The sequence below is a fragment of the Pauljensenia hongkongensis genome (genome assembly GCF_001746855.1).
Classification (GTDB): Bacteria; Actinomycetota; Actinomycetes; order Actinomycetales; family Actinomycetaceae; genus Pauljensenia; species Pauljensenia hongkongensis.
The window spans coordinates 1,085,185-1,099,265 of sequence record NZ_CP017298.1 but is presented as its reverse complement, the minus strand read 5'-3'; the positions used below and the strand labels follow the sequence as shown (position 1 = coordinate 1,099,265).

Sequence of the window (14,081 nt, the reverse complement as noted above, 5' to 3'; positions counted from 1 at the left end):
AGGGAGAGATAACTTTGCTGGACGCCAAAACGTTCGACAGCCTGAAGATCACCCTGGCAACGGGCGACGACATCGCCACGTGGAGCCACGGTGAGGTCAAGAAGCCGGAGACCATCAACTACCGCACGCTCAAGCCCGAGCGCGACGGCCTGTTCGGTGAGCAGATCTTCGGGCCCACGCGCGACTGGGAGTGCGCGTGCGGGAAGTACAAGCGCGTGCGCTACAAGGGGATCATCTGCGAGAAGTGCGGCGTGGAGGTCACCCGCTCCAAGGTGCGCCGCGAGCGGATGGGCCACATCGACCTGGCGGCCCCCGTCACCCACATCTGGTACTTCAAGGGAGTTCCCTCGCGCCTGGGCTACGTGCTCAACCTGGCGCCGAAGGACCTGGAGAAGGTCATCTACTTCGCGGCCTACATGATCACCGAGGTCGACGAGAAGGGCCGCCACGAGGATCTGGCCGAACTGCGCGCCGAGCTCGAGGTGCAGAAGAAGCAGATGGAGAACAACCGCGACGCGGCCATCAACGATTTCGCCGAGAAGCTCGAGGCCGACATCGCCCAGATGGAGGCCTCGGGGGCCTCCGCCGCCGAGCGCGACCGCGCCCGCAAGCAGGGCGAGCGCGACATGGCGAAGGTCCGCCGCCGCTTCGACGCCGACATCGACGGCCTCGAGGATACGTGGGAGCGCTTCAAGAACCTCAAGGTCGGCGACCTGGAGGGCAACGAGCGCCTCTACCGCTCCATGGTCGCCCGCTACGGGACCTACTTCAAGGGCGACATGGGCGCCTCGGCCATCCAGAAGCGACTGGAGACCTTCGACCTGGCCGCCGAGGTGGAGGCGCTGCGCCAGACCATCGCCTCGGACTCCGGTCCCCGCAAGGCCCGCGCCATCAAGCGCCTCAAGGTCATCAACGCCTTCGTGGTCACCGGGAACTCCCCGGCGTCCATGGTGCTCACGAAGATCCCGGTGATCCCCCCGGACCTGCGCCCCATGGTGCAGCTCGACGGCGGGCGCTTCGCGACCTCGGACCTCAACGACCTGTACCGCCGCGTCATCAACCGCAACACGCGCCTCAAGCGCCTGCTGGAGCTGGGCGCCCCGGAGATCATCGTCAACAACGAGAAGCGCATGCTCCAGGAGTCCGTTGACGCCCTCTTCGACAACGGCCGCCGCGGGCGCCCCGTCGCTGGCCCGGGCAACCGCCCCCTGAAGTCCATCTCGGACATGCTCAAGGGCAAGCAGGGCCGTTTCCGCCAGAACCTGCTGGGCAAGCGCGTCGACTACTCGGGCCGGAGCGTCATCGTCGTGGGCCCGCAGCTGCAGCTGCACCAGTGCGGCCTGCCCAAGCAGATGGCCCTGGAGCTCTTCAAGCCCTTCGTCATGAAGCGCCTGGTCGAGAAGAACTACGCGCAGAACGTCAAGGCCGCCAAGCGCAAGGTCGAGCGCCAGCGCCCCGAGGTGTGGGACGTCCTCGACGACGTCATCCGCGAGCACCCGGTGCTGCTCAACCGCGCGCCCACGCTGCACCGCCTCGGCATCCAGGCGTTCGAGCCCCAGCTGATCGAGGGCAAGGCCATCCAGCTGCACCCCCTGGCCTGCGGCGCCTTCAACGCCGACTTCGACGGCGACCAGATGGCGGTCCACCTGCCGCTGGGAGCGGAGGCGCAGGCCGAGGCCCGCATCCTGATGCTGTCGACGAACAACATCCTCAAGCCCTCCGACGGCCGTCCTGTGGCCATGCCGTCGCAGGACATGATCATCGGCCTGTTCCACCTGACGTCAACCCCGGACCCGTCGGTCCCGGTTGAGGTGGACGAAGCCGGCAACCCCGTGGTGCCGTACTTCTCCAGCCAGGCGGAGGCCCAGATGGCGTTCGACGCGGGCAACCTGGACCTGAACGCGACCGCGCGCATCCGCTTCTCCGACGGAACCGTGCCGCCCGAGGGCTGGGAGGCCCCCGAGGGATGGCAGCCCGGGGACGACATCATCCTCGAGACCTCCCTGGGGCGCGCGGTCTTCAACGAGCAGCTGCCCACCGACTACCCGTTCGTCAACGAGGTCGTCGGCAAGAAGCAGCTCGGCGACATCGTCAACACGCTCACCCAGCGCTACCCGAACGTGCTGGTCGCCGACTGCCTCGACGCCCTCAAGTCCGCCGGGTTCCACTGGTCGACGTGGTCGGGCATCACGATCGCCTTCTCCGACATCCAGGCGTCCCCGCGCAAGCGCGAGATCCTGGCGGGATACGAGGCGAAGGCCGCCGAGATCGTCGAGCAGTTCGAGACGGGCATCATCCTGGAGGAGACCCGCTACGAGGAACTCGTGAAGCTGTGGCTGCAGTGCACCGAGGAGGTCGCCCAGGACATGCGCGACAACTTCTCCGAGCGCAACACCGTGTACCGTATGGTGAACTCGGGGGCCCGCGGCAACTGGTCCCAGGTGCAGCAGATCGCCGGCATGCGCGGCCTCGTGTCCGACCCGAAGCAGAAGCTCATCGAGCAGCCCATCAAGGCGAACTACCGCGAGGGCCTCACCGTCCTCGAGTACTTCATCGCCACGCACGGCGCCCGTAAGGGCCTGGTCGACACGGCCCTGCGCACCGCCGAGTCCGGCTACCTCACGCGGCGCCTCGTCGACGTCTCCCAGGACGTCATCGTCCGCGAGGCCGACTGCGGCACGCGCGCGGGCCTGAAGATCCGCATCGCCCAGAAGAACGACGCCGGCCAGTGGGAGCCCTCGGAGCTCATCGAGACGACCGCCTACGCCCGCAACCTCGCCCGCGACGCGGTGAACGAGGCCGGGGAGGTCGTCATGCCGGCCGGCACCGACCTGGGCGACGACCAGCTCGCCGAGCTGGTGGCCGCCGGCGTCGGCGAGATCACGTGCCGTTCCGTGCTCACCTGCGAGTCGCAGGTCGGCACGTGCGCGGCCTGCTACGGGCGCTCCCTGGCGACCGGCAAGCAAGTGGACATCGGCGAGGCCGTCGGCATCATCGCCGCCCAGTCCATCGGCGAGCCCGGCACGCAGCTGACGATGCGCACCTTCCACACCGGTGGCGCCGCCTCCGCGGCGGACATCACGCAGGGCCTGCCCCGCGTGCAGGAGCTCTTCGAGGCGCGCGCGCCCAAGGTCGAGGCGAAGATGAACGAGGCCGCCGGCCGCGTCCACATCGACGACGAGGACCCCTCGGTGCGCCGCGTGGTGATCACCCGCGACGACGCCAAGGAGGACTTGGTCGTCGAGGTGTCGCGCCGCCAGAAGCTGCTGGTGGCCGAGGGCCAGCACATCGACGCGGGGACGCCCCTGACCGAGGGGCAGCTGGACCCCAAGGAGATCCTGCGCATCATGGGCCGCAACGTGGCCCAGAAGATGCTGGTGGACGAGGTCCAGAAGGTGTACCGCGACCAGGGCGTGGGCATCCACGCGAAGCACATCGAGGTCATCGTCCGCCAGATGCTGCGCCGCGTGACCATCCTGGAGCCGGGGGACACCTCGTTCATGCCCGGCGAACTCGTCGACCGCATGGCCTACCTGACGCAGAACCGCCGCGTCGCGGCCGAGGGCGGGCAGCCGGCCTCGGGCCGCCAGATGCTCATGGGCATCACGAAGGCGTCACTGGCCACGGACTCGTGGCTGTCCGCCGCCTCCTTCCAGGAGACGACGAAGGTCCTCACCGAGGCCGCCATGAACGGCAAGTCGGACTCGCTGGTCGGCTTGAAGGAGAACGTGATCCTCGGCAAGCTCATCCCCGCGGGCACGGGCCTGGCCCGTTACAACGACGTCATCGTCGAGCCCACGCCGGAGGCCCTGGCCAACTCCAACTACTCGGAGGTGGACTTCCAGGACGGGCAGGTGTCCGAGGACTTCCTCGACACGCTCGGCTCGATCGATTTCGGCATGAGCTTCCACGAGTGAGCGCCTGAACGCCTGATCAGGGAACCTGGGCCCGGCCCCCGCGCGGGGGCCGGGCCCAGGCCGTCGACTGGGGGCGCTGACTGTATGCGCTCGCGCGGTCCGCCGGGCGCGCTGACTGTATGCGCTCGCGCGGTCCGCCGGGCGCGCTGACTGTATGCGCTCGCGCGGTCCGCCGGGGGCGCCGTCTCGCGCCGCGCGGCGCCCGTATTGCGGCATGTTTAGTGCATTGGGGTAGGCAACGGAGCATTGGGGTAGGCGAATTGCCTGCCCCAATGAGTGTTTTCCTACCCCAATGCGGCTCGCCGCGCTCGGGAGGGGCTGCGGGCCATAGCGTGTTGGCTGGTCCGTCCTGGGCTTCGTGCAGGGCCGGCTGTGCGTTGCCCGTCCGGCGGCTGCGCCGGTTCGCGGGTGTTCGGGGCTTCGTGCAGGGCCGGCTGTGCGCAGTCCCTCCGGCGGCTGCGCCGGAGGCAGATTGTGCGCCTCTGGTTACAGATTGTGGCTGATCGTTGGATCCGTGGCGCGCGGGCGCTTCAATGGGTGGTGGAGGGTTTCGGCACCCGGTCGCCCGGTCGTTGATCCACGTCGACGGTGACACCGCCCGGGCGGGGCCGCGATGACGAGGCGCTTCCCATTTCCTGCCATAGTGCCGTGGAGCCTGAAAGAGGAACACCTGACATGCTTTCCATCAACTGGGATGACGTGTGGAAGATGGTTGAGACGATCAAGATCCCCTTGATCGTCATCGGCGTCGCGCTGGCGCTCGCCGTCGTCGTCTCCATCGCCGTCATCAGAATGAACCGTCCCGCGCGCAAACTCACGCGGTCGACCGTGTGGGTCGCCGCCTTCGTGGCCGTCGTCGTCGCCGTCGTGTCGATGATGTACGGCGGCTTCCGCACCGTCCTCGACCTCGCCTCCGGGAAGGGGGCCCTCACCGACGCCTCGAAGGCCCAGGTGGAGGGGCTGGGCAACGACATCTCCGACGAGGGGATGGTCCTGCTGAAGAACACGGACGGCGCGCTGCCCCTGCAGAAGGGGTCCGCGGTCAACGTGTGGGGGTGGGGCTCGACGAACCCCATCTACGGCGGGACGGGCTCGGGATCCCTGTCCGCCGACAACCCGACGACCTCCCTGCTGGACGGCCTGGCGAACGCGGGCTTCTCGACGAACTCCGACCTGTCGGCGCTGTACACCGGCTACCGCGCCGAGCGCCCCGAGGTCGGCATGTTCAAGGCCGACTGGTCGCTGCCCGAGCCGACCCAGGACATGTACTCCGACGACCTGCTCAGCGGCGTGAGGACCTTCTCCGACACCTCGGTCGTCGCCATCGCCCGCAGCGGCGGCGAGGGCTTCGACCTGCCCCGCGACGTCAACAAGGAGGCCCGCGAGAACCCCTATTTCTCGTACACGGACAACTCCACCGAGTACACGGACTTCCAGGACGGGCAGGGCTACTTGGAGCTCACCCGCCCCGAGCGGGACATGATCGCGCTGGCCAAGCAGAACTCTGAGAAGACCATCGTCGTCGTCAACGCCGCGAACGCCTTCCAGCTCGGCGAGCTGCAGGACGACCCGGATATCGACGCGATCGTCTGGGCGATCCCGGGCGGGCAGGTGGGCTTCAACGCCCTGGGCCGCATCCTGGACGGCGAGGTCAACCCGTCGGCCAAGACCCCCGACACCTTCCCCCGGATCATCAAGGCGGGCCCCGCCGCCAACAACTTCGGCGACTTCCAGTACACGAACATGACTGAGTTCGCCCAGGAGGACCCCTTCAACAAGGGCACGTTCACCCAGCCTTCGTTCGTCAACTACACGGACTCCATCTACGTGGGCTACCGCTGGTACGAGACCGCCGCCGCTGAGGGCGTCATCGAGTACGCGAGCGAAGTCGTCTACCCCTTCGGCCACGGCCTGTCCTACACGAGTTTCACCCAGGAGATGTCGGAGCTGCGGGAGAGCGCCGACGGGGTGCTGAGCGCAGAGGTGACGGTGACGAACACCGGCCAGGTCGCGGGCAAGGACGTCGTCCAGGTCTACTCGAACCCGCCCTACACCGACGGCGGCATTGAGAAGCCGGCGGCGAACCTGATCGCCTACGAGAAGACGAAGCTGCTCCAGCCCGGCGAGTCGCAGACCGTCCCGGTGACGTGGTCGCGGGACTCCCTGGCCTCCTACGACGCCAAGGACGCCAAGGCCTACGTCCTCGAGGCGGGCGACTACCGGATCTCGATCCGCTCGAACTCCCATGAGATCCTGTCCGAGCAGTCGTTCCCTGTGGCGGAGACCACCGTCTACGACTCCGCGGAGGACACCCACGACGGCGACCTCGTCGTCGCGACGAACCACTTCGATGACGCCGCCGGCGATGTCGCGTACCTGTCGCGCGCCGGGCACTTCGCCAACCTCGCCGAGGCGACGGCCGCCCCCACCGGCTTCGAGATGTCCGCCGAGCACAAGGCCGCGTTCCTGGCCACGTCGAACTACGACCCTGACTCCGACGAGGCGGGCCTGTCGGTGCGCCGTCCGACGACGGACGCCCGCAACGGCCTGGTGCTGGGGGACCTGCACGGGCTCGCCTACGACGACCCGAAGTGGGACCAGTTGCTCGACCAGCTCTCGGTCGATGACATGAACTCCCTGATCTCCAAGGGCGGCTACGGCTCCCCGGCGGTGTCGTCGGTGGGCAAACTGCGCGTTTCCGACGTGGACGGCCCCGCCTCGTTGAACAACAACTTCACGGGCGTGGGGTCCATCGGCCTGCCGTCGGCCGTGTCGGTCGCGGCGACCTTCAACAAGGAGCTGGCGCGCTCCTTCGGCGACGCCATCGGCACCATGGCGCACGACATGCAGGTCTCGGGCTGGTACGCGCCCGCGACGAACACCCACCGCTACGCCTACGCGGGCCGCAACTTCGAGTACTTCTCGGAGGACCCGCTGCTGGCCGGAGCGCAGGTCGCCGAGGAGATCCAGGGCGCCCAGGCCAAGGGCGTGTACGCCTTCATCAAGCACTTCGCCCTCAACGACCAGGAGACCAACCGCACGCACATGCTGTCGACCTGGACGAACGAGCAGGCCCTGCGCGAGGTGTACCTGAGGCCCTTCGAGATCGGCGTCAAGCAGGGCGGGGCGCACGCCGTGATGAGCGCCTTCAACTACATCGGCACCACCTACGCCGGCGCCCACCCGGAGTTGCTCAACACGGTGCTGCGCGAGGAATGGGGGTTCCAGGGCATGGTCCTCACCGACTACTTCGCCGGGTACGGCTACCAGAACGCCGACCAGATCGTGCGCAACGGCGGCGACTTCATGCTCGCCACGCTCGACATCGACATCGCGAAGGTCAACACCCAGTCCGATGCGGGGCTGGCCCAGATGCGCCGCGCCTCGCACAACATCCTCTACACGGTGGCGAACTCGTGGATGTACGAGAACGGGCAGCCCGAGGTGGAGCGCAACACGTGGGAGTACATCACGTGGGTGGTCGCCGGAGCGCTGATCCTGGCGCTGCTGGGCCTGGAGGTGGTGGCCCTCCGCCGCTACCGGGCGCGCGCTGCAGTAGGACCGGAGTCCGCGCCGCCCACCCGCGACACGGACGACGGGGACGGGACGCGAGGCGGTGGCGCCGAGTAGGCGACCCGCAGCGGCCGCATTGGGGTAGGTAACCGCCTGTTGGGGTAGGGAACCACGCATTGGGGCAGGCGGATTGCCTGCCCCAATGCCCCGTTGCCTGCCCCAATGCGAGAACCCGGGGCCCGCGGGCGCAAGCCCGCGGGCCCCGCGCATTCCGCCCTGATCCCTGTTATGGGTATTGCGTTCCGTTCTGGGCGTTGTGGTCCGTTTGGTGGTCCAAAACGCGTCTGAGTCTGCCCGATTCCGCCCGGATCTGGCCAAAACCGTCGAACCCAGACGCATTTCGGACCAACTCGTCACTGAGCCCGCCTCAGCGACGGCGGGAACTGGTATTACCCGCGGCACGAACCCGGACCCCGCAGCCCGGCCCCCGCCTCGTGCGCTGAGGGCGAGAGCACACGGAGAACCTTTGACGGGTAAGCGGCCAGCGCCGTATCCTAGAGGGCGGTTCCCGCGCCTGCGGGTTCCCTGTGCCGGCCCCGCGCTGGCAGCGGGCTCCGTCCGTCGGAGCTCCGGGCGTCATCCTCTGACCCGGCCACGGCCCCGTCATCATGGCGCACCGGCCCCTGACGGACTTCCGTGCGCCCGAAGGGGGGATCGTAGTCGCGGCAGACTCACCACCAGTGCCCCGCCAAGGGGCCTCCGACGGAAAGAAACTGGAGTCCCAGTGCCTACCATTCAGCAGCTCGTCCGCAAGGGGCGTGTGTCGAAGCGCGCGAAGGTGAAGACCCGCGCGCTCAAGGGGTCGCCCCAGCGCCGCGGCGTGTGCACCCGCGTGTACACGACCACCCCCAAGAAGCCGAACTCGGCCCTGCGAAAGGTCGCCCGCGTGCGCCTGTCGTCGGGCGTCGAGGTCACCGCCTACATCCCCGGCGAGGGCCACAACCTGCAGGAGCACTCGATCGTGCTCGTGCGCGGTGGCCGCGTCAGGGACCTCCCGGGCGTGCGCTACCGCATCGTCCGCGGTTCGCTGGACACCCAGGGCGTGCGCGGCCGCCAGCAGGCCCGCTCCCGCTACGGCGCGAAGAAGGAGAAGAAGTAATGCCCCGTAAAGGCCCCGCTCCCAAGCGCCCCCTGGTCGACGACCCGGTTTACGGCTCCAAGGTGGTCACCCAGCTGGTGAACCGCGTCCTGCTCGACGGGAAGAAGACCGTCGCCGAGCGCATCGTCTACGGCGCGCTCGAGTCCGTGCGCGAGCGCACCGAGCAGGAGCCCGTCTCCGTGCTCAAGCGCGCCCTCGACAACATCCGCCCCGCCCTGGAGGTCCGCTCCCGCCGCGTCGGCGGCGCCACCTACCAGGTCCCCGTCGAGGTCCGCCCCGCCCGCGCCACGACGCTCGCCCTGCGCTGGCTGGTCGACTTCTCCCGGCAGCGCCGCGAGAAGACCATGACCGAGCGCCTCGCCAACGAGATCCTCGACGCCTCCAACGGCCTGGGGGCCGCTGTCAAGCGCCGCGAGGACATGCACAAGATGGCCGAGTCCAACCGCGCGTTCGCGCACTACCGCTGGTGAACCACCGACGGGGCCGGAGCTGACCGGCCCCGTCGCTGGCGCCAGCGCCATCGTCACCCATAACTTCGAACGAAGGAACTGCACTCGTGGCACTAGAGGTGCTGACGGATCTCAAGAAGGTCCGCAACATTGGCATCATGGCTCACATCGATGCCGGCAAGACGACCGTGACGGAGCGAATCCTGTTCTACACGGGCATCAACTACAAGATCGGCGAGACGCACGACGGCGCCTCGACGACCGACTGGATGGAACAGGAGAAGGAGCGCGGCATCACGATCACCTCTGCCGCCGTCACCTCCTTCTGGAACGGCAACCAGATCAACATCATCGACACCCCCGGCCACGTCGACTTCACGGTCGAGGTGGAGCGCTCCCTGCGCGTCCTGGACGGCGCCGTCGCGGTCTTCGACGGCAAGGAGGGCGTTGAGCCCCAGTCCGAGACCGTGTGGCGCCAGGCCGACAAGTACGAGGTCCCCCGCATCTGCTTCATCAACAAGATGGACAAGATGGGCGCCGACTTCTACTTCTCGGTCTCCACCATCAAGGACCGCCTCCACGCGACCCCCATCGTCATGCAGCTGCCCATGGGCGCCGAGTCCGATTTCGTCGGGAACATCGACCTCGTCACCATGGAGGCCCTGACCTACCCGGCCAAGGACGACAAGGGCAATGACACCCTCGGCGCCCTGGTCGTGCGCGGCCCGATCCCCGAGGAGTACCAGGAGAAGGCGGAGGAGTACCGCGAGGCGCTCGTCGAGGCCGCCGCCGAGGGCACTGACGAGCTCACCGAGCTCTACCTGGAGAACGGCGAGCTGACCGTCGAGCAGATCAAGGAGGGCATCCGCGCCCTGACGGTCGCCGGCCGGGCCTTCCCCGTCTACTGCGGCACGGCGCTGCGCAACATGGGCGTCCAGCCCGTGCTCGACGCGGTCATCGACTTCCTGCCGTCCCCCCTCGACATCGGCGAGGTCCGCGGCTTCAAGCCCGGAAGCGACACCGAGGAGGAGACGGAGTCCCGCAAGCCCTCCGAGTCCGAGCCCTTCGCGGCCCTGGCCTTCAAGATCGCGGCCCACCCGTTCTACGGCAAGCTCACCTTCGTGCGCGTCTACTCGGGCAAGGTCGACGCCGGCGCCCAGGTGATGAATTCGACGAAGGGCAAGAAGGAGCGCATCGGGAAGATCTTCCAGATGCACTCCAACAAGGAGAACCCCGTCGACCAGGCGCACGCCGGCCACATCTACGCCGTCATCGGCCTCAAGGACACGACGACCGGCGACACGCTGTGCGCCATGGACAAGCCGATCGTCCTGGAGTCCATGACCTTCCCGGCCCCCGTCATCCAGGTCGCCGTCGAGCCCAAGTCGAAGGCCGACCAGGAGAAGATGGGCGTGGCCATCCAGAAGCTCGCCGAGGAGGACCCGACCTTCACCGTCGAGCTGGACCCGGAGACCGGCCAGACCATCATCGGCGGCATGGGCGAGCTGCACCTCGACATCATCGTGGACCGCATGCGCCGCGAGTTCAAGGTCGAGGCGAACGTCGGCAACCCGATGGTCGCCTACCGCGAGACCATCCGCAAGAAGGTCGACAAGTACGAGTACACGCACAAGAAGCAGACCGGCGGCTCCGGTCAGTTCGCGCGCGTCATCATCGCGCTCGAGCCGCTTCCGGCGGGTTCCGAGGAGGAGTACGAGTTCGAGGACAAGGTCACCGGTGGCCGCGTCCCCCGCGAGTACATCCCGTCGGTCGACCACGGCATCCGCGACGCCATGCAGTCGGGCGTGCTCGCGGGCTACCCGATGGTGGACATCAAGGCCACGCTGCTCGACGGTGCCTACCACGAGGTCGACTCCTCTGAGATGGCGTTCAAGGTGGCCGGCTCCATGGCCCTGAAGGAGGCCGCCAAGAAGGCGAGCCCCACGCTGCTCGAGCCGATCATGGCCGTCGAGGTCCGCACGCCCGAGGAGTACATGGGCGACGTCATCGGCGACCTCAACTCCCGCCGCGGCGCGATCTCGTCGATGGACGAGCAGCACGGCGTCCGCGTCGTCAAGGCGCAGGTGCCGCTGTCCGAGATGTTCGGCTACGTCGGCGACCTGCGCTCCAAGACGCAGGGCCGTGCCGTCTACTCCATGGAGTTCGACAGCTACGCCGAGGTCCCGCGCGCGGTCGCGGAAGAGGTCATCGGCAAATCTCGGGGCAACTGAGTCCCACCGGGGGCCGCTTCGGGCTGGGCGCGCACAGTGACCCAGCCCAAGCGAGCCGCCTCACACACAAGTAAAACCCAGTAGGTCTCATGCCCCCTTGGTGTTAGAGTGACACCTAGCCGTAGGCTGAGAACATCTACCCGAGTCCAGGAGGACACAAGTGGCGAAGGCCAAGTTTGAGCGCACCAAGCCGCACGTCAACATCGGCACGATCGGTCACGTCGACCACGGCAAGACGACGCTGACGGCAGCCATCACGAAGGTGCTGCACGACAAGTACCCCGAACTCAACGAGTTCACCCCCTTCGACCAGGTCGACAACGCCCCCGAGGAGCGCGACCGCGGCATCACCATCAACGTCTCCCACGTTGAGTACCAGACCGAGGCGCGCCACTACGCGCACGTCGATGCCCCCGGCCACGCCGATTACGTCAAGAACATGATCACGGGCGCCGCCCAGATGGACGGCGCGATCCTGGTCGTCGCCGCCACTGACGGCCCCATGGCCCAGACCCGCGAGCACGTCCTGCTCGCCCGCCAGGTGGGCGTCCCCACGATCCTCATCGCCCTGAACAAGGCCGACATGGTCGACGACGAGGAGATGCTCGAGCTGGTCGAGGAGGAGTGCCGCGACCTGCTGGAGTCCCAGGACTTCGACCGCGACGCCCCGATCATCCAGGTCTCCGCCCTCAAGGCCCTCGAGGGCGACCCCGAGTGGACCAAGAAGATCGAAGAGCTCATGGAGGCTGTGGACACCTACATCCCCACGCCCGAGCGCGACATGGACAAGCCCTTCCTCATGCCCATCGAGGACGTCTTCACGATCACCGGTCGCGGCACCGTCGTCACCGGCCGTGTGGAGCGCGGCAAGCTGCCCATCAACTCCGAGGTCGAGATCCTCGGCATCCGCGAGCCGCAGAAGACCACGGTCACCGGCATCGAGATGTTCCACAAGTCGATGGACGAGGCGTGGGCCGGCGAGAACTGCGGCCTGCTGCTGCGCGGCACCAAGCGCGACGAGGTCGAGCGCGGCCAGGTCGTGGCCGTTCCCGGCTCCATCACGCCCCACACCGAGTTCAAGGGCCAGGTCTACATCCTCAAGAAGGAGGAGGGCGGCCGCCACAACCCGTTCTTCTCGAACTACCGCCCGCAGTTCTACTTCCGCACCACGGACGTGACCGGCGTCATCACCCTCCCCGAGGGCACCGACATGGTCATGCCCGGTGACACCACCGAGATCACCGTCGAGCTGATCCAGCCGATCGCCATGGAGCCGGGCCTCGGCTTCGCGATCCGCGAGGGCGGCCGCACGGTCGGCTCCGGCCGGGTCACCGAGATCCTCAAGTGAGCCCACTGCGGGTCTACTCGGATCCTGTTCGCTGAACCAGCGGCTCGCGCTGCCCCGCCACCCAGTGGCGGGGCAGTGCCGTACCCGGGAGCCGGGGCCGCTAGGGTCGCGCGTGGTGCTTCCGCAGATGACGGGTACATTGTGCAGTAATCATCACAGTTGACGACACGCCCGAGTGCGGGGTAGAGTGGTTCGCGGTTCGCAGGGGTTCGCCTTGCGGGCCGCGCCACTCTGTCGGTGGTTTCACATGCGAGAGCGCCAGCACGGTTTGTCCTCGTGGGTGGAACTCTGACAGAATGGCACGGTTGCCCCAGCGACTCTGGGGTGGTCCGCGCGCGCCATCGCGCCCGGACCGGGCATTATGCCCAAGATCTTTGGACACGACGCCGGACAGCCGCGGCCCCCCGCGGAATGACCCGTGCGACACGCCCGGGTGCGTGTACCGGCGCCGAATCTGTACGAGAAGAGGTAGGACGGCATGGCGGGACAGAAGATCCGCATCCGGCTCAAGTCGTATGACCACGAGGTCATCGACAGCTCCGCGCGCAAGATCGTGGAGACCGTACAGCGTGCGGGCGCCACAGTCGTGGGCCCGGTGCCGCTGCCGACCGAGAAGAACGTTTTCGTCGTTATCCGGTCGCCCCACAAGTACAAGGACAGCCGCGAGCACTTTGAAATGCGCACGCACAAGCGGCTCATCGACATCATCGACCCGACTCCCAAGGCCGTCGACTCGCTCATGCGCATCGATCTGCCCGCGGACGTCAACATCGAGATCAAGCTCTGAGGACTTCTGCAATGACTAACAAAAAGCAGCACGCTGCCGCGCCGATCCAGGCGCTGCTCGGCCGCAAGATCGGCATGACCCAGGTCTGGGACGCCGACGGCCGCCTCGTGCCCCTGACTGTCGTGCAGGTCGGCACCAACGTCGTCACCCAGGTACGCACCGAGGAGGTCGACGGCTACTCCGCCATCCAGCTTGGTTTCGGCGAGATCGACCCCCGCAAGGTCACCAAGCCCCTGCAGGGCCACTTCGCCAAGGCTGGCGTCGCCCCCCGCCGCCACCTCGCCGAGGTGCGCACCTCCGAGCACGACTCCTACGAGGTCGGCCAGGAGCTCGACGCCTCCACCTTCGAGGCGGGCCAGAGCGTGGACGTCTCCGGCAACACCAAGGGCAAGGGCTTCGCGGGTGTGATGAAGCGCCACGGCTTCGCCGGCGTCTCCGCCTCCCACGGTGCCCACCGCAACCACCGCAAGCCGGGTTCCATCGGCGCGTGCGCCACCCCCGGCCGCATCTTCAAGGGCCTGCGCATGGCCGGCCGCATGGGCGGCAACCGCCGTACTGTCCAGAACCTGCGTATCCAGGCCGTCGACACCGAGAAGGGCCTGCTGCTCATCAGTGGCGCCATCCCCGGCCCCAAGAACGGCGTCGTCCTGGTTCGCTCCGCTGTGAAGGGTGCGTGA

8 protein-coding genes are annotated in these 14,081 nt (G+C 67.7%); all 8 read left to right on the top strand.

Annotated features, from left to right (window positions below):
* Positions 1-14: 14 nt before the first annotated feature.
* The 8 genes from BH719_RS04595 (at position 15) to rplC (ending at position 14,081) form a co-directional block, all read left to right on the top strand.
* Entirely contained in the window at positions 15-3,917 is a 3,903-nt protein-coding gene (locus BH719_RS04595; RefSeq protein ID WP_009743588.1) for a DNA-directed RNA polymerase subunit beta', read from the top strand.
* Positions 3,918-4,592: 675 nt separating this feature from the next.
* Entirely contained in the window at positions 4,593-7,547 is a 2,955-nt protein-coding gene (locus tag BH719_RS04590) for a glycoside hydrolase family 3 N-terminal domain-containing protein (protein WP_009743586.1), read from the top strand.
* 667 nt (positions 7,548-8,214) lie between these two features.
* Positions 8,215-8,589: a 30S ribosomal protein S12 gene (gene rpsL / locus BH719_RS04585; RefSeq protein ID WP_009743585.1), complete on the top strand. Its 375-nt coding sequence runs from the start codon at positions 8,215-8,217 to the stop codon at positions 8,587-8,589.
* Positions 8,589-9,059, top strand: a complete 471-nt coding sequence (gene rpsG / locus BH719_RS04580; protein ID WP_005869073.1) for a 30S ribosomal protein S7 — start codon at positions 8,589-8,591, stop codon at positions 9,057-9,059. Before rpsL ends, rpsG begins: the two co-directional genes overlap by 1 nt.
* Before the next feature lie 86 nt (positions 9,060-9,145).
* Positions 9,146-11,269 (top strand): elongation factor G, encoded by a 2,124-nt coding sequence (gene fusA / locus BH719_RS04575; RefSeq protein ID WP_009743584.1) that lies wholly within the window; start codon positions 9,146-9,148, stop codon positions 11,267-11,269.
* Positions 11,270-11,429: 160 nt separating this feature from the next.
* Positions 11,430-12,617, top strand: a complete 1,188-nt coding sequence (tuf, locus tag BH719_RS04570) for an elongation factor Tu (RefSeq protein WP_009743583.1) — start codon at positions 11,430-11,432, stop codon at positions 12,615-12,617.
* A 478-nt stretch (positions 12,618-13,095) separates the two neighbouring features.
* Complete coding sequence (gene rpsJ / locus BH719_RS04565) at positions 13,096-13,404, top strand: 30S ribosomal protein S10 (RefSeq protein WP_005872737.1); 309 nt, start codon at positions 13,096-13,098, stop codon at positions 13,402-13,404.
* A gap of 11 nt (positions 13,405-13,415) precedes the next feature.
* The gene (gene rplC / locus BH719_RS04560; protein ID WP_009743582.1) at positions 13,416-14,081 is read left to right on the top strand and encodes a 50S ribosomal protein L3; all 666 of its coding nucleotides are present in this window, start codon (positions 13,416-13,418) and stop codon (positions 14,079-14,081) included.